The following is an 18,480-nucleotide window of genomic DNA, read 5'->3' as shown; positions in this document are numbered from 1 at the left end:
ATCAATAGAAGACATGAAAAGAATGACTAAAGCCTTTTTCGCCTTCCTGATGGCCTTTTTGCCTTTCATGGCAATGGCTCAAATTGATGGGGAATTTGTAAAACCCCGCACAGGAAAGTTTTTGCTTCAAAATGCCACCGTGGTAACCATTACCAAAGGCACTTTGAATAACGCATCCGTTTTAATAGAAAACGGAAAAATAGTACAGGTAGGAACCGGTATTTCTGCTGATGGTGCAGAAGTGTTTGATTGCACAGGAATGTTTATTTATCCAGGTATGATCGATAGCGGAACCCGTCTAGGCCTAGTTGAAGTAAGTTCCGTGGCAGAAACAGTAGACTATGCAGAAGTTGGGAATGTATCACCTAACATGCAGGCATTGACTGCTGTGAATCCTAACTCTGAGGAAATTCCTGTTACAAGAGTTTCTGGTGTGACTACTGCTTTGACAGTTCCTTCAGGAGGTTTGTTCCCAGGTACTGCTGCTTTGATCAATTTGGTAGGTTATACTCCTGATCAAATGTATGCTGGTTTCAAAGCTGTGGTAATGAACTTCCCTTCTTCTGCTAGAAGAGGAAGATTTGACAGGAGATCTGATGATGATATCAAAAAGGATAATGAAAAAGCACTAAAAGAAGCGAATGAACTTTGGGAAAAAGCAACTTCCTACCAATCATTGAAAAGTGCCGGAGCTGAGCTTGAGTATTATCCTGAAATGGATCAATTGGCAAAAGTAATTTCCGGTGAGTTACCAATGTTGATCGAAGTAAATGCTGCAGGAGATATCAAAAATGCATTGAAGTGGATCGAAGGAAAAGATGCCAAATTCATCTTCTCAGGAGTAGCTGAAGGCTGGAGAGTTGCTGACGAAATCGCTAAAGCAGGTATTCCTGTATTAGCTGGTCCTGTTCAGGAACTTCCAACTAGAGAATCTGATCGATATGATGCCGCTTATTCCAATCCAGGTAAAATGGCTAAGGCAGGTGTGAAAGTTGCCATCAGAACTGACGAAGAAGAAAATGTTAGAAACCTTCCTTTCCATGCAGCTTTTGCTGCTGCCTATGGTATGGGCAAAGAAGAAGCTTGGAAAGCAGTTACTATCAATCCAGCAGAAATCTTTGGTTTGGCTGATAGCTATGGTTCTATTGAAGCTGGAAAAATCGCCAATTTGATCGTTTCTACAGATGATCCTTTTGAGACAAAAGCTCAGATCATGCATGTATTTATCAATGGTTATAGAATTCCAATGTCCAACAGACATATCAGATTGTATCAGGAATTCCTGGATCGTTCTCCAGGATTGAAAGCAAACTAAGAGCATTCATTTACCTAATAGACCACAAGTTTCTCCAACTATCAGGTTGGGGTTTCTTGTGGTTTTTTTTTGATTTATATTCCCGCATGAAGAGAAGTTATGCTGTTATTATCCTATTCCTATTAATTGGCTTTTCCTGTCAGGAAAAGCATGATGAGGAAGTGAACCAATGGATAGAAAACTATAGAGCTGAAATTGCCCCTGATAAGCGAGTGGCGTTGTGGAATATCCAATTTGAAAATGATTCATTAAAAGGAGAAACTGATCAAATTGAGGGATTGGCGAATTTATTGGCTGACCTGAATAAGAAAGGAATCGACTATGTCAATGCAGTCAACCAATTACCTGATGCAGCATTAGGAGAAAAAACAAAAGCATTAGTTACCATTTCTGTGGCCAATATCCGAAGTAATCCCAAACACTCAGCAGAACTGGCAACTCAAGCTTTGATGGGAACACCATTGAATGTCCTGAAAGAAGATGGAGGATGGTTCTTGGTTCAGACTCCTGATGGATATATTTCTTGGGTAGACCGGGCTGGAATTGAATTAATGACTCCTCAAGAATTGGAAGATTGGCATAGCAAGCAAAAAGTCGTCTTTACGGAACTTAACGGGCATGTATGGTCTACTCCTGAGCAAAATGAAATGGTTTCTGATGTAGTAGCCGGAGATATATTGACGCTGGAAAGCGATGCAGGATCATTTGTGGAAGTTAGCTTACCGGATGGTAGAAAAGGATTTATTCCTGCCGAAAGCAGCATGTTAATGGAAGATTGGTTGGCTTCAAGAAGCACCAGTCCAGAGAAATTGATCTCCACAGCCAAGCAAATGCTAGGTGTTCCCTATCTATGGGGAGGCACTTCTATTAAAGGAGTAGATTGCAGCGGTTTCACCAAGACTATTTATTATCTCAATGGTCAAGTCATTCCTAGAGATGCTTCCCAGCAAGTTAATGAAGGAGAAGAAATTGACACCGATAAGAACTGGGAAAATCTGGAAGTGGGAGATCTATTGTTCTTTGGCGAGAAAGCCACAGATGATAAAAAAGAGCGAGTAGTCCATGTAGGAATGTGGATCGGAAACAATGAATTTATCCATTCCCGAGGTAGAGTAAGAATATCAAGTTTTGACCCGAATAGCCCAAATTTCGATGAGTACGAACTCAATCGATATTTGCGAACCAAACGAATCATTAACCACCAATCAGACGGGGTCATTTCCGTCTCTGAACTTTTAACCAATGAGTAAACAAAAATTCAATGCCAAAAAATCTCTGATACTAGGGACTTTGGCGCTTGCCTTATCAGCACAGGCACAGGATGGTTTTTTCAAAAGCCATCAGGAAAAACAGCAAGCAATCGAAAAGGAGTTCCTTGATGCGGTAGACTTTGGAAGTTTCAAAGTGCACTTAAAGGAAATCACCAAAAACCCTCATATCGCGGGTACTCCAGAAAATGAGCTGGTACAGCAATACATGAAGAAAGTCATGTCTGATGCAGGTATGGATGTGAAATTATATCCTTACGATGTATACCTTCCCAATCATCCAGGGGAATCTCATTTAGAGATAGTATCTCCTGTTCAGATGACCCTTTCTCAGCAAGAAGCAATCTTGGATGAGGATCCATTTACAGCAGATAAAAGATTGTATTTGGGCTTTAATGCTTTCTCAGGATCAGGTGATGTCACTGCTGAAGTAGTGTATGTGAATTACGGTACGAGAGAAGACTTTGCGAAGCTAAAAGAAATGGGTGTAGACTTGACTGGCAAAGTCGTGATCGCTCGCTATGGAGGCAATTTCCGAGGCTACAAAGCTAAATATGCGGAAGAAGCCGGAGCTATTGGTTTGGTAGTTTACACCGACCCGAAAGACAATGGTTTTGTGAGAGGAGATGTTTATCCTGATGGTCCATATTACAATGAAACTACAATTCAGAGAGGTTCCATGCTGACCTTGGATTGGACGGGCGATCCTTTAACTCCAAATGAACCAGCATTGCCTTTGGACGGTCCAGAAAAAGTAAAAAGACTGGATCCAAAAGACGTCGCTTTCCACAAGATTCCTGTTACCCCGATTGGATATGGTGCTGCCAAGGAAATTCTTTCCAGAATGCAAGGTCAGGCTGTTCCTGAAGCTTGGCAAGGCGGATTGCCTTTTGACTATAAAATTGAAGGAGGCAAAGACCTGAAAGTTCGTGTGATGGTAGATCAGCCTGTAGATTATATCCGCGCAAATAATGTGGTGGGTACTTTCAAGGGTTCAAAATACCCTGACGAATGGATTATCCTTGGCGCTCACTTTGATGCTTGGAGCTTTGGTGCTACAGATCCTAACTCTGGAACTGCCATGTTATTGACACTTGCTGAAGCTATTGGTAAGTTGGTAAAAGATGGAAAAGCTCCTGAAAGATCTATTATGATCGGTCATTGGGATGCGGAAGAGCAAGGAGTGATTGGTTCCACGGAATGGGTGGAACATATGAGAGATGAATTGAAGGCGAATGCAATTGCATATATGAATTTTGACGGGGGTGTAAATGGTAGAAACTTTGGTGCTTCTGCTGCTCCTACCCTTAAGAAAATCATTATGGATGCAGCCAAAGATGTGGCTTATCCAGATTCTTCAAAGACAGTTTATCAAGTTTGGGCAGGAAAAAATCCTGAACCAAGAATGGGCAACTTAGGTGGTGGATCAGATCATATTGCTTTCTACATGCATGTGGGAGTTCCAAGTTTAGGTGGCGGAACAGGAGGATTAACTCCTTACCATTCCAACTATGACAATTTCTATTACTACAGCAAGTTTGTTGATCCTAGCTTCAAAATGGGTGGCACTGTGGCGCAAGTATTTGGCTTGGTTGCTCTGAGATTGGCAAATGGAGATGTGATTCCTTACGATGTACCTAGATATGCTCAGGATTTGAAAGGTCACTTCGCAAATGCTTTGAAGAATGTACAGACCATCGCTCCGGATTTCAAAGAATTTGAAAAAGTGGTTCAGGCAATGCAGAAATTGGAGGCAAGCTCTGAGTCCTATCAAAAGGCTTTGGATGCAGCTATGGAAAGTGGAAATGTCTCTGATCAGGATCTAAAGAAAATCAATGAAGAGTTGATCGGATTAGAGAAAAGCTGGATTGATCCAAAAGGAATGTACTATGGGGAATGGTACAAGTCGCTTTATGTTTGTAACGATCCTTTTTCAGGTTATGCTTCATGGATCCTTCCTGGAATCCAATACGAAGTAGCAATCAACCGAACAGAAAAATTGGATGAATGGGATTCTCGCTACGCGAAAGCTATTACCAATTTGAGTAAGAAGATTGATAAGATTACAAAGACTCTTTAAGGAGTTGAAATCAAAAAAAGCCCTGAATCAAATAGATGATTCAGGGCTTTTATTTTTAATAGGCTTCACTGAAATACAGCTTCCTTCGGTCGCTGAGATAGGCTTCGCTAAATATAGCTTCCTTCGGTCGCTGAGATAGGCTTCGCGAAATACAGCTTCGCTGAAATACGCCTTCGGCGAGATATTTAATTGCGTTGTCAGTTCGAGCGCCTGCCTTCGATAGGCAAGGAGTCGAGAACTTTAATTGCCTTTATGTTACAACAAGTATATCCTTTTATAAATAGGCTTCGTTACCCGCTAATCTCGAAGCTCCAGTGCTCAGCCTGACATTAATTATTATTTATCTAGAACTTGGCTTCGACTCCGCTCAGCCTGACAACGAATACGACTTAAATTTACTGTCAGTTCGAGCGGAGTCGAGAACTTTAATTGCCTATATGTTACAACAAGTAAATCCTTTTACAAATAGGCTTCGCTAAATACAGCTTCCTTCGGTCGATGAGATAGGCCTGCGGCGAGATAGACGCTATCTTGGCTTTTTTCATATCTTATTTATCTGGGAAGCTATCTTTTATTATTTCTTTAAGTTTCGCGAGATAATGCTTCCTTCGGTCGCTGAAAAATGCCTGCTGAGAGATAGACGCTATCTTGGCATTAGCCATATCTTTTTTTATCTGCGAAGCTATCTTTATTTAGGCAAGATAGGCTTCGCGAGATATAGCTTATCTGAAATACGCCTTCGGCGAGATAGAAACTATTTTTGTTAATAAACCCCCAGTGCCGCTCCAGCATCCAGATTTCCCCATCCATATTGGGAATTTCTATTAGGATACAAATCTGCTGTGGTCTTAAGTTGATTCAGGATCTGATCTCTGGACCAAGTTGGATTTTTTGACCAAAGCAAAGCAGCAATTCCAGAGGCTGTAGCAGTAGCTACCGAAGAGCCTCCAACAGTTGAAGGATCATTGCCTGAATTTGCCAAAGCAAGCGGCTTATTTTCCGATCCAGCTCTTTCCATAATCACTGTAAAATCTACTTTCGAACCAGAATGGCAAGTATTGCAACGCTGATAAGTTGCGCTCTCTTTAATACCTGTTACGGCCACTGTTTCTGCCATGGTGGCGGGAAAAATTACTCCTACCCAATTTGTGAATGAGGTGGATGTACCTGCAGCTGCAAATATCAATTTTCCTCTATTGTATGCGTATCTGACAGCATCAGCAACTTTGGAATTAGAAAACACATCTCCAATAGACATGCTGATGATTTTCACATCAGATCTTTTTCCCAATAAAACCAAGGCTTCTGCAACTCCATCTTTTTCATTACCTGAATTGACAATCACATCACTTGTTCCACGAACGGAAATCAAATTAGAGTTATAAGCTACTCCTACCGTATTTCCTACTGCATTTCTTGGAGATGCAATGACTCCAGCCATAGAGGTACCATGTCCACATTGATCATTTGGTCCATCGTATTTCTTCCACCACCAGTAACCGGTTTGGTAGGTACCAAACTTTTCGATACTTCTGCTGACAGATTCCCCGCTTTGAAATCCACTGCCCAATAAGTTTTGATTTGGAGAAACTCCTGTATCTATCAAACCAATTGTGATATTATCTCCTGTACTTTGCTGCCAAGCCTGAGTAATTCCCATTTGAGGGTAATTCCAAGAGGATTTGGCATTCGGAGAAATTGTCACGTAGTCCGAAGCTGGTAAACTTCCCACTGGATCATTCGAACAACCGGAATCTGAAAAATATCGAGCGTTCTGACCTTGGTTCAAAAGGCTGTAATCAAACTCATAACTCAATGGTTCAAAATACCTTACCTCGTCCATTTTTCGAAGATTCTGCAAGACTTCCAAACTCGTAACTTTAATTTCGAGATATGGCAAATCCTTATGGATTAATGCATTCTCATTGCCTATTCTGAGTTGGGGCGAACCTGTCCTTTGGATTGTTTCATTGATCATCCCAAGGATGTTCTGGGCAGATTCCTGCCATTCTGGACTTTGAACAGATTCAATACCGATTCTGGAATTTGGGCTTGAAATACCAGAAGGACTGTAGCCTATAGTCAAGACAGAATCGCTTTGAACCAATGCACTCCAGATTAATCGATCGCTTTGCTCCATCCACAGAAAATCTCCCGTATCATGGAGTGACTGGAGAATGATCTGGTCAATTTCTGGACTTGAAATAAGTTTTTGTTGTTCTTCCTCAGTCAAATCCTGAGTTACTGTTGGCGTGATTTCTTCCTGCTCACAGGAGAAATAAAAAAGGGCTAAAAAAAGTAGCCCAAGCGTAATTTTGTTTGTTTTGATCATCTGAAAAAAGTTTATGTTAACTGATAACCAATAAGTTAAAAAATTGGATTTAATTAACCCATAGAAATCCCAATAAATTAGCCATACAGCTTTCCCTTAAAAAGACCCTCTCTCTAATTGCTCTGTCAAATAGGCTTTGAGCTCGTCTCCTTCTTCCACTTTTATTTCCCCAGGTAGACCTAAAATAAACCTAGCCAATCCAGGTAATTGAGGTACTTCGCCATGAAAATAAAACTGATTTCTGTTTTTGATTTCCATAAATGGTCTGGCATTAGGATGCTCTTCCATCATCAGTTGGTAGGCCTTTTTAGAAAGCTTTAGCTTCACTTTGAATTTATTTTTCCCTGTAAAACCAAAGAGCTGCGTGCCCGGAAGTTGGTGTTTAGCTTCAAACTTCCATGGCAAAGAAGAAACCACCACTTCCCCTATCCGCTCGATCTTAAAGACCTTCATGGTTTTGCTTTCCGGTTCGAAGGCATGAATGCTTTCATAATTGGAAGAAAAAGCCACAGGTTCCACCAATCGATCGCTGGTGGTATCACTGCTCAAAGAATAATATTCCTTCAGCCAAACCTGCTTTTTACTTTGCATGCCTTTCCCGAGTTCATCGACAAACCTGCTGAGATTGGCTTTAAAAAGCTGCTCTGAGCCTTTCTTTACTTCAGATCTCACTTGAAGTTTTTGCAAAATAGAATCATGAAGGAGATTGCCTTTTCCTTGACTTTCTATCAAAGAGCGAAGCCATTGACTTTCCTCCTGAGAAAATGTGCCATAGTTTAATGTTTGGTCTACGCCAGGTCTTTGTTGGATTTTGTACTTGCTAAACTCCTTCACCACCTCAAAGCCAAGAGCCTCCAAAAGCTTAAAATAGCGGTAAATGGTGCGTTCATCCGTTTCTAACAACTCCGCCAATCTATGCACAGGCTTACCGATAGTGCCTTGTAGAAGGTTAATCAATTTAAAAACCCGTAAGATCTTTTGCTGTTCTATTTTTCCTGCTTGAGCCATTTCTTCAAAAATTAGTGGTTAAAACTAGACAATGAAAAATGGATGAGAAAGTTTTTGACGGATATTGTCAAAGGAAAAGATGGAGATTGTATCGTGCCTCTGGCACTTGAGATATTGTATGATCTGATGTTACCAAGCTTAAGTGCCTATGGCACTAGTGGCAAATTCCAGGATTGGCTAATTTTAAATGCCCATTTGAATCTTTCAATTTATAGAGTGTAATTAAATTCTAGAAGTCTGTAAATAAATAGTGAACTAGAGTTGAGAAATTTTCTATCCCGTAGGGATAAAAGCTAGGTAAACAAGGTCCAATTACTTGCCCAAAAGTCCCATAGGGACGATACTATTATTAGTCTAATCGCCTCTCTCTCGTGCCTCTGGCACTTAGGTTTAGACGTGATTTGATGTTACCAAGCTTTAGTGCCTACGGCACTAGTGGTAAATTCCAGGGTTGGCTAATTTTAAATGCCCATTTGAATCATTCAATTTATAGAGAGTAATTAAATTCTAGTTGTCTGTAAATAAATAGTGAAATAGAGTTTTGAAATTTTCTATCCCGTAGGGATAAAAGCTAGGTAAAAGAGGTTCAACTACTTTCCCAAAAGTCCCATAGGGACGATACTATTATTAGTCTCATCGCCTCTCTATCGTGCCTATGGCACTTGGGTTTAGACGTGATTTGATGTTACCAAACTTATGTGCCTACGGCACTAGTGGTAAATTCCAGGATTGGCTAATTTTAAATGCCCATTTGAATCATTCAATTTATAGAGTGTAATTAAATTCTAGAAGTCTGTAAATAAATAGTGAAATAGAGTTGAGGAATTTTCTATCCCGTAGGGATAAAAGCTAGGTAAAAGAGATCCAATTACTTGTCCAAAAGTCCCATAGGGACGATACTATTATTAGTCTCATCGCCTCTCTATCGTGCCTATGGCACTTGGGTTTAGACGTGGTTAGATGTTACCAAGCTTATGTGCCTCTGGCACTAGGAATAAAAAGTGTGATGTTCTAAAATCAAATTAGCATCTCATTGGTGAGTTTTTTAGTGATTATGCCTTGACTTAGTGAAAGTACGCTTCATATTTAAAGATTGAGATCTTTATGCTATCGCGTAGGGATAAAAGCTAGGTAATTCGTTGTTAAAATCTTCCTAAAAAGACCTTTAAGGATGTAACTTCTATTTTTCAACTACTAATTGCGTAACTTAATTAAGTAATTTAAAGAATTATGGCAAATACATATACTCAGCTACATATTCACCTAATTTTTGTCACTAAATACAGGAATGCATCCATAACAGATAAATTTGAAAAGAGATTATATGAATACCTAATTGCAATAATTCAAAACCATAACCATAAAGTTCTTGCAATTAACGGAATGCCAGATCATATCCATATTTTATTAGGATTTAGGGCAAATCAATCGATCAGTGAACTTGTCCAACTCGTAAAGTCTTCAAGTTCCAAGTGGATAAATGATGAAAAATTAACAAATACTAAATTCGCATGGCAGGAGGGTTTTGGAGTATTTTCCTATAGCAAATCTGATGTTGAGAAAGTAATTAAGTATATAAAAAATCAAAAGACACACCATTCGAAAACTAGTTTTAAAGATGAATATTTAAAGATTTTACAAAACACTGGGGTTGATTTTGATCCAAAGTATATTTTTCACAAGCCTCAATAATTTTTTCCTCTATTTTTGACTACTCAATGGAAAACCATTCAACTTTAAAATCCTATAATTCCCTCGATAGATATGCCCTGTTTTTAGGCGTTCTGTTTCTGTTGGGATACTGGATTTTTGGGTATGATGGCATCACGTATAGTGATGATGTCTATTATATTTTGGCGGGGAAAAGCTTCTGGGAAGGAACGATGGAGGTCAATTCCTACCATTTTTCCAGTCGTTGGGGAGCATATATTCCTTCTGGTTTATTCACTTTTCTTTTTGGCCTGAATGCCCAAATTGCTTCAGCCTTCTGCTTCATTTGCTATATCCTGACGCTACTATTACTAATCAAGGTTTTACCAAAATCAGCAAATCCAATACTGCTAGTTATTTGGTTTTGTACGCAGGTATATTTCCTTCATTTTCTGACCAAAGTTTACCCTGATGCAGCATTGGTCCTCTGGGTTACGCTGGTGCCAGTGGCCTCTCTCTTTCGCCAAAAAAGCCCTATTCTTTCCGGAATTATCTTGGTGACCTCACTTTTTGCTGGATTTCTAACGAAAGAAACCATCATATTCTTGGCTCCTTTTCCAGTGATTCTGTTCTTTTTGGATTTGAAATCCCATCAACTTAACAAACATTTCTTTCTCAGTATTTTACTGACAGGTATCACTCTTTCCTTCGCATATCTAGGATATTTCTGGGTTGCTTTTGGGGATCCTTTTTACCGTGTTACCTCTATCAATGCCGGGCATTATATATCCGAATTTACCTATGCAGACAAGGGTATATGGTCCATTTTGGAGCGATTGACGATTACCCCATTTAGGACATTTGTGGAACGAGCCTATTGGCCTTGGATTGTTTTTGCTTTGCCGGCAGTCTATCAAGGGATTAAGAACGAGACTCCGAAATTTCAGGAATTCACATGGTCTTTTCTTTGTCTATTGATCGGATTCTGGTTTATGAGTTCCACGCTGGAATTCTACAATCCCATCTATCTCAACCCCAGACACCTGATCATTATTGTTCCGATTATGGCGTACCTATGTGCATCAGGATGGGACTTTTGGCAAAACTCAAAGAATTGGAAAATTGGATTAAGCAGTTTTCTAGTTTTTGGAAGCATCTTGGCAATCCTAGATTCTGATTCAAAACAAGCTTTATTTCTCCTTCTATTTATACCCATTATCTGGCGGAATCGAAGGAATTTTCAGATTGCTCTACTCGCAATAATCTTATTGGCACCAGGGATTTATTCTATCTATTATCAAAAGCAATTAAAACAATACAATCACCTTACTTCCGAACTTAAAGAAATCACTAACAACTCAGATAGCCAATCCCCTATTCTAGTCAATAACTTTATTGATTTCAGCAAAGAAGTTCTGTTGCCAATGGATTCTCTTTCCCAGCAAAAACTCTATCCAATAGAAAACTTTGAAAAGATCGTTTCTCAGAATCCTCCTTCCTTTACCATTGTTCTTTACCTCTATTATCAACATGCCTATCTAAAGGAAAATGAGGATGTAGAAAGGTTTAATATTTGGTTGGATAGCAGTGATTATGAGCTTTCCGAAGAACAATCAGAAAAGAAGCTTTGGGTCAGAAAATACCAAAAAAGGTAATTACTTTTTAATGGTTAAAACATCTCCATTAACTTCTGTACTGTAGACCTTCAGTGGATTTGTTGCCGGACCGGAAACCACATTTCCCTGTGCGTCAAACTTAGACCCATGACAAGAGCAGTTGTAGGTAGAATTAGTAAAACTCCAATTAGTATCGCAGCCAGAATGTGTGCAGACCGAAGTCAAGGCCACAAAAGTTCCACCCACTTTGGATACTAACACCTTGGCATTATTGATCAAAAGCCAACCACCACTCATGTTTAGACCTGTTTGGATTTTTAGGTCCACAGTGATGGTGTTGCCAGAAACCATAATCCCTGTATTTCCCGAAGCGTCTTTTGGAGGCGTACCACCAGATGGATTGGGATTCATATCGGCAGAGTCAGAACAAGAAGTAAAAAATCCGATTCCAAAAAATGAAAGTGCAATTGAAACCCCTGATTTCTCTATAAACTCCCTTCTTGAATTGGTAAGGTTTCCAGTCTGGAAAGGTGATAAATTGTCCATTGATTGTCTGAGTTAGGTTGCAAACCTATATACGACTAGGACCTATTCTTCAGATCTATTATCAATTGATATTTCTGAAAGTTTCAGAATATTAAAAATGCTTTCTGTTCAGGATTTCAGATAAAACCACTGCGTCTTTGACAGATTGGGGGTTTTTCAGAAGTTTTCCATATCTGTTTGTTGGGGCAGATTTCTTTTCGTAGGCTTTTCTACCTGTTTCAGAAAACTCCAATTGGGAAATAGGAACTGCCTTTTCAGCTGCTGTTTTTGCCTTTTCGTAAGCCCCATCGTAATAAGAAATCTCATCGTCATCACGCTTTTCAGATCTTCTTTGAAAAACAGAATCAGGTCGCTTGTATTCTTCTATTACTGGCTCAGGTTTAGGAGGGATTGGGTTGGCTCTAGGTCTTTGAGGCTTCTGTGCTTCCCGGATTTCCCGCATCAGGTCTTCAAAGGTTGCTGGACGTTCCTTTTTCTGCTCTGGCATATCCACCTGTTCCTCAGCACCAGAAGGGTTTTTCTTTTTGGTGATTTGGTAAATGAAGTAACCAATGATAGCCACCAGGTAAAGTAAGTTTCCTAAATCCATAGCTTGAATTTAGGTTATTTTTTTTGAATTGCGTGAAGGTAGTTGGGAAGTTGGAAGTTGGAAGTTGGAAGCCGGAGGTTGTTGTAGTATTCAAATGGAATTGCTTTGCCAGCAAGATAAATAAAAGAAGTCTTTTGTATCCCTTACGTACCTACGGCACTTGAAATACTATTGAGTTTGATCATTACCAAGCTATTGTGCCTACGGCACTAAAATATAATGATTGAAGAATATAAATGATAAACCAATAATTCCTGACCCTGTAGGGGGCAAAGCTTGGTAAAATAGGAACAGAAAAACCCCTTAGCGCTGGCCCGAGATCGTAATTCGTGACGGAATAGTTACGCCAGCAAGATGAATAAAAGTAGTCTTTTGTATCCCTTACGTACCTACGGCACTTGAAATACTATTGAGTTTGATCATTACCAAGCTATAGTACCTACGGCAATGAATAGATATAATGATTGAAGAAAATAAATGATAAACCAATAATTCCTGACCCTGTAGGGCTCAAAAGTCAATAGCCCAGGGTTTTAACCCTGGGAAATAAAGATAAAGTTATCCCCAGCGCTGGCCCGAGATCGTAATTCGTGTCGGAATCGTTACGCCAGCAAGATGAATAAAAGTAGCCTATTGAATCTCTTTCGTACCTACGGCACTTGAAATACTATTGAGTTTGATCATTACCAAGCTATTGTGCCTACGGCACTAAAATATAATGATTGAAGAATATAAATGATTTACCAATAATTCCTGACCCTTTTGGTCTCAAAGGTCAATAGGGAAATAAAGATAAAGTTATCCCCAGCGCTGGCCCAAGATCATCATTCGAAGACGGAATCGTTACGCCAGCAAGATGAATAAAAGTAGTCCATTGAATCTCTTTCGTACCTGCGGCACTTGATATTACTATTGAGTTTGATCATTACCAAGCTAGCGTGCCTAAGGCACTGAATAGATATAATGATTAAAGAATATAAATGATAAACCAATAATTCCTGACCCTGTAGGGGGCAAAGGTCAATAGCCCAGGGTTTTAACCCTGGGAAATAAAGATAAAGTTATCCCCAGCGCTGGCCCAAGATCATCATTCGAAGACGGAATCGTTACGCCAGCAAGATGAATAAAAGTAGTCCATTGAATCTCTTTCGTACCAACGAAGCAATCTCGAAATAATTCAACGGGATTGCTTCGTCGTTCCTCCTCGCAATGACGGGTGGAAAAATAGATCATTCGTATAATCCCTGCATCGCGGCGATAACTTTGCGCCTTGGCGCCTTTGCGGGAGAATTAAACAATTCTTTTTACGAATAAATCTTTATCCTTTTACCCTTCAAGATTGACCAAATCCTTGGACAATCTGCCAAATGATCTTATTTTGTTTCCTTAATTCAGATTAATATACAAGGATGCTGCTCAGTAAGCTGGAGATCAAAGGGTTTAAGAGTTTTGGGGATAAAATGGTGATTCATTTTGACAAAGGAATCACCGGTGTGGTCGGACCAAATGGTTGTGGCAAGTCCAATGTCGTCGATGCCATCCGTTGGGTTTTGGGTGAACAAAAAACACGAATGCTCCGCTCTGACAAGATGGAAAATGTCATCTTCAACGGAACCAAAAACCGGAAGCCTTCCAATCTTGCCGAGGTTTCCCTCACCTTTGAAAACACCAAAAACCTCCTTCCTACTGAATACACCCACGTTACCATCACCCGTCGCTACTACCGATCCGGAGAAAGTGAATACCAAATAAATGGCGTCACCTGCCGTCTGAAGGATATCACCAACCTCTTCATGGATACGGGGATCAATTCCAACTCCTACGCTATCATCGAACTCAAGATGATCGATGAGTTGCTGAACGATAAAAACAACTCCAGAAGGGACCTTTTTGAGGAAGCAGCGGGAATCTCCAAGTTCAAAAACAGGAAGAAAGAAACCCTGCGAAAGCTGGAAGACACAGATGGGGATTTGGACCGTGTGGAAGACTTGTTGTATGAAATCGAGAAGAACTTAAAGAGTTTGGAAAAGCAGGCCAAACAGGCTGCGAAATACTTCGAAATCAAGAAGGAGTACAAAGTTGCTAGCATCAACCTGGCCAAAAAGAGCATCGAGAAATACACTACTTCCCTCCTTTCTACCAATCAGAAAATTCAGGAGGAAAGTGACAGGAAATTGCAGTTGCAAACGCAAGTGACCGATCAGGAAGCTTTGCTGAATCAGCTCAAAGCGGATTTGATCACCAAAGAAAAGCTCTTGGCCTCACGCCAAAAGACACTTAACGATCATGTTAATAAAATCCGAACTTTCGAATCGGAGAAGAAGATCAAAAATGAGCGTCTTCGATTTTTGGAAGACCGTTCCCAGAAGCTTCGAGAGCAGATCGAGGCAGATCGAAAGTCAAACGATCGCGCTGGTTTCTCCATTCGCTCATTAAAGCATGAACAGGAATCTGCTGCCAAAATGCTGGCAGAAAAGGAATTGGTGGTAGGTGAACTTCGGGAAGCTTATGAAAGCCAAAAGCAGATTCACTCGGAGCATCAAATCAAGCAAAAGACATTAACAGCTTCTTTTGAGCAGCTAAAGGAAAAGGTATACCAACTCGGAAAAGAGCAGGAAATCAAGCAAATCCAGCTATCTACGCTGAAACAGGAACTAGAGAGAACTTCCTCCGATGATTCCTCCCAAGAGGCTTCTTTGGTGGATTTTGAGGAAAAGTTGATAGAACTGAAAGGCGAACTGGATACTGCCTCTCAAGCTTTCGAAGTAATCAAAGAAAAGCAGGAGGACCTGGATCAAAAGATCGAGGAAACCAATCGGGTGATAGAAATGATTCGCGAGGAACTCACGCAATCTTCCCGAAAGCTGGATTCCAAACAGAATGAATACAATCTGACCAAGTCTTTGGTGGAGAATCTGGAAGGTTTCCCGGAAGCCATCAAGTTTCTCAAAAAGAATAATTCCTGGGGCAAGGATGTGCCGCTCCTCTCCGATCTCCTCACTACGGATGAAAAATACCGGGTGACTATTGAGAATTACCTGGAGGGATACATGAACTACTATGTCGTGGAGACGGAATTGCAGGCCATCACGGCGATTAACCTGCTTTCTGACACTGCCCGAGGCAAAGCAAATTTCTTTGTGCTTGAGCATTTTGAACGCTTTAAGCCTAGTCAGACCAAGCTGTTTTCCAATGCCATTGCTGCAACGGAAATCATCGAATTCGATGTAAAGTATTCCCGTCTGATCAACTTTATCCTGGACAATGTCTACATCGTGCAGGGAGATCATAAGGACTTTCCGCAGGATAATGATGTCATTTTTATCTCCGAAAGTGGAAAGTTTACAAAGCGTAAATTCAGTCTTTCCGGTGGTTCTGTGGGGCTTTTCGAAGGAAAAAGAATCGGTAGAGCCAAAAATCTGGAGAAGCTGGACAAGGAAATCAAGGATCTGAATAAGAAGGTTTCTGCCACCAGAAATAACCTGGATCACAAGCTTTCTGACCTGATGAAGCTGAAGGAAGTCAGCTATAAAAAGGCGATGGAGGAAGGTCAGAAACAGATCAATGAAATCAATCAGAATTACGTTTCTGTTCGCACAAAAAAGGAACAGCTGGCCGAGCTTCTCAGCAGCAATGCCAACAAGCGGGAGGATATTTTAGACCGTATCGCCAGCTTGGAAGAGAGTTTGACCGAAATTCAGCCGAGGTTATTTGAGGAGAAAGCGGAATACGAATCTGCCCATGAAGATCTGGAGGTGCTCAATGAAACCTTGGAGGAGGAATCTGCCAAACTCACTGAGAAATCCCAGGCTTTCAATCAGGAGAACATCCTGTATCATCAGCAGCTCAACCGGGTGAATTCCTTGGATCAGGAAATCGAATTCAAGCAAAATGCCTATGAGAGTTCGAAGGAGAGAATCGAGAAATCTCAGTCCGAACTCAGCAATCTGGATACTGAAATTAAATCCTTATTGGAAAATAATGAGGTGAAGGATGATGAGTTGATCGAGCTGTATTCTGAGAAAGAAGGCATAGAAAAGGGAGTTCAGGAAGCGGAAAAGGAATATTACGGTTCGCGTGGGCTGATCGATGAAACTGATCAGCAAATCCGAAGATTGCAGAAAAGCAAGGAGGCGCACGATGAACTCTTACATGAGCTTCAGAATGCCATCAATGAAACCAAGCTAAAAATGACCGGGATGAAGGAGCGCCTCAGCGTGGAATTCGAACTGGATCTGGATCAGCTGATGGAGGAAAATCCGGACTTGGATCCTGAGTTTGTGGAGTTTCATGAGGATGATCTCCGTGAACTGGTGCGCAAGCAGAAGGATAAGCTGGAGAAAATCGGACCGATCAACCCGATGGCCATGGAGGCCTATGATGAGATCAAGGTTCGTTATGATTTTATCACCACACAAAAGGAGGACTTGATCAAAGCCAAGGAATCGCTTTTGAATACCATCAAGGAAATCGACCAGGTGGCCAAAGAGACGTTCTTGGATGCTTTCGACAAGATCAAGGAGAACTTTATCAAGGTCTTCCGCTCCCTCTTTACCGAGCAGGATGATTGCGATCTGACTTTGGTGGATCCAGATAACCCTTTGGAGTCTGCGATCGAGATTATGGCCAAGCCTAAGGGCAAGAGACCCCTGACGATCAACCAACTTTCCGGTGGTGAGAAGACGCTAACCGCCACTTCCCTACTCTTTTCTATTTATCTATTAAAGCCTGCGCCTTTCTGTATTTTTGATGAGGTGGATGCTCCGCTGGATGATGCGAATATTGATAAGTTCAACCAGATTATCCAGCAGTTTAGCGGGGAGTCCCAGTTTATTATCGTCACCCATAACAAGCGCACCATGGCCAGCACCGATATTATCTATGGCATTACCATGATCGAAGCAGGAGTTTCTAGAGTGGTACCGGTGGATTTAAGGGAGTTGGCTTAGGAAGGAAGTGGCCAGTCTCAGTGATCAGTCGCAGTCGGCAGTTTTGAAAGTCAGAAGTATGAAGCCTGCCTACCGGAGGTAGGTGAGATAGCTGCAAGGACGGAAGACGGGAGACCGAAGACGGAAGTTGTCTGAATTTGGATGTTGGAGACGGATCCAATCCCCCTTCAGAATCAAATTTCAGATTGGAAGAAAATCAAAATCAAAGGGGGCTAGGGGGATTTTTAACGAATCGCAGTAGGCAGACTTAGTGAACAGCTGCATACGGCAGTTTTGAAAATTAATGGGGAAGCAAGGAAGTGGAAAGTTGGAGGTAGAAGGATGTCGGATGTTGGATGACCGAGTTATTATAACGGTTATGGAATTTGGAATTAAGGAGACCCTGTAGGGGTCGCAGCTTAATAGTTTCAACCCTGGGTTAAATTAGATTTCAATTTTTCCAGCGCTGGCCCGGGATCGTCATTCGGAGACTGATCGTTTTGCCAGCAAGATGTACTACAAAGCGTATTGAAAATCCTATGATAAATGTTAGGGATTTTCAATCCCTAACAGCAGGATACTTATTAAAAATTAGGTGTTCAGTTTTATTCATTGGCAAAACAATAATTTCAGTCATTTTCCAATCCGAAACGGACTTTGTGATAACCCGATTTTCAGCCAACTTTTCTTCAATTCATATCCGATGCATTATCGGGTGAGCATCGTAGAAGCATCGTAGGAGCATCGTAGAAACATCGACCCAAATACAGATTTCATAAAAATCGAAGAAGTAAAATGGCTTATGAATCATGACTTTTATTCCGCAGAGTTCTGGTTAAATCATATACTTTCGGATCATCTCTTCCGAAATTCCCGAAAAATGTACAAAGTCAGAAACTGTCACAAACTGATGAAGTTCCTTATTCCTATCAATCTCAAGTTTTTCAAATTCATGGGTTTTACTCTCTCGAAATATTAAAAATGGACTTAATCAAAACAGTTGAGTGAAAAGCCTTTCAAAAGAATCTTGTTAAAAATCAACTAATTCCTACGTGTTAATTTATTGTTAAGTGATATTCGATCCAAATAAAAATTTAGGAATCACTAATTTTTTTATAAAAACCCCTCAAATGAGGGTTTTTTCTAGC

At 40.6% G+C, this 18,480-nt stretch carries 11 protein-coding genes; 7 read left to right on the top strand and 4 right to left on the bottom strand.

Annotated features, from left to right (window positions below; all coding sequences use genetic code 11):
- The first annotated feature begins 13 nt into the window (after positions 1–13).
- From FHS59_RS19300 to FHS59_RS19290, 3 genes are all read left to right on the top strand, one after another.
- On the top strand, positions 14–1,315 hold the full coding sequence (locus FHS59_RS19300) for an amidohydrolase family protein (protein WP_184497135.1): 1,302 nt from the start codon (positions 14–16) through the stop codon (positions 1,313–1,315).
- 86 nt (positions 1,316–1,401) lie between these two features.
- Positions 1,402–2,565: a C40 family peptidase gene (locus tag FHS59_RS19295; RefSeq protein ID WP_184497128.1), complete on the top strand. Its 1,164-nt coding sequence runs from the start codon at positions 1,402–1,404 to the stop codon at positions 2,563–2,565.
- Complete coding sequence (locus FHS59_RS19290; protein WP_184497126.1) at positions 2,558–4,663, top strand: M28 family peptidase; 2,106 nt, start codon at positions 2,558–2,560, stop codon at positions 4,661–4,663. The genes FHS59_RS19295 and FHS59_RS19290 overlap by 8 nt, the downstream gene beginning before the upstream one ends.
- Before the next feature lie 763 nt (positions 4,664–5,426).
- On the opposite strand, the gene FHS59_RS19285 is transcribed toward FHS59_RS19290, so the two are convergent.
- Complete coding sequence (locus tag FHS59_RS19285) at positions 5,427–6,995, bottom strand: S8 family peptidase (protein WP_184497124.1); 1,569 nt, start codon at positions 6,993–6,995, stop codon at positions 5,427–5,429.
- Between the two features lie 96 nt (positions 6,996–7,091).
- Positions 7,092–8,003 (bottom strand): helix-turn-helix transcriptional regulator, encoded by a 912-nt coding sequence (locus FHS59_RS19280; RefSeq protein WP_184497122.1) that lies wholly within the window; start codon positions 8,001–8,003, stop codon positions 7,092–7,094.
- Positions 8,004–8,045: 42 nt separating this feature from the next.
- Between FHS59_RS19280 and FHS59_RS19275 the strand changes: the two genes are divergently transcribed.
- The 3 genes from FHS59_RS19275 (at position 8,046) to FHS59_RS19265 (ending at position 11,308) form a co-directional block, all read left to right on the top strand.
- Positions 8,046–8,225: a hypothetical protein gene (locus tag FHS59_RS19275; protein WP_184497120.1), complete on the top strand. Its 180-nt coding sequence runs from the start codon at positions 8,046–8,048 to the stop codon at positions 8,223–8,225.
- A 1,008-nt stretch (positions 8,226–9,233) separates the two neighbouring features.
- The gene (gene tnpA, locus FHS59_RS19270) at positions 9,234–9,695 is read left to right on the top strand and encodes an IS200/IS605 family transposase (protein ID WP_184497118.1); all 462 of its coding nucleotides are present in this window, start codon (positions 9,234–9,236) and stop codon (positions 9,693–9,695) included.
- A gap of 26 nt (positions 9,696–9,721) precedes the next feature.
- Positions 9,722–11,308 (top strand): hypothetical protein, encoded by a 1,587-nt coding sequence (locus FHS59_RS19265; protein ID WP_184497116.1) that lies wholly within the window; start codon positions 9,722–9,724, stop codon positions 11,306–11,308.
- Here FHS59_RS19265 and FHS59_RS19260 read toward each other — a convergent pair whose 3' ends face one another.
- Positions 11,309–11,815: a QcrA and Rieske domain-containing protein gene (locus FHS59_RS19260; protein WP_184497114.1), complete on the bottom strand. Its 507-nt coding sequence runs from the start codon at positions 11,813–11,815 to the stop codon at positions 11,309–11,311.
- 91 nt (positions 11,816–11,906) lie between these two features.
- The gene (locus FHS59_RS19255; protein WP_184497106.1) at positions 11,907–12,404 is read right to left on the bottom strand and encodes a hypothetical protein; all 498 of its coding nucleotides are present in this window, start codon (positions 12,402–12,404) and stop codon (positions 11,907–11,909) included.
- Positions 12,405–13,813: 1,409 nt separating this feature from the next.
- On the opposite strand from FHS59_RS19255, the gene smc reads away from it, so the two are divergent.
- On the top strand, positions 13,814–17,353 hold the full coding sequence (gene smc, locus FHS59_RS19250; protein WP_184497104.1) for a chromosome segregation protein SMC: 3,540 nt from the start codon (positions 13,814–13,816) through the stop codon (positions 17,351–17,353).
- The last annotated feature ends 1,127 nt before the right edge of the window (positions 17,354–18,480 follow it).

The sequence above is a fragment of the Algoriphagus iocasae genome (assembly GCF_014206875.1).
GTDB lineage: Bacteria > Bacteroidota > Bacteroidia > Cytophagales > Cyclobacteriaceae > Algoriphagus > Algoriphagus iocasae.
The sequence above is the reverse complement of the archived record's forward strand: the minus strand, read 5'-3'. Positions and strand labels throughout refer to the sequence as shown.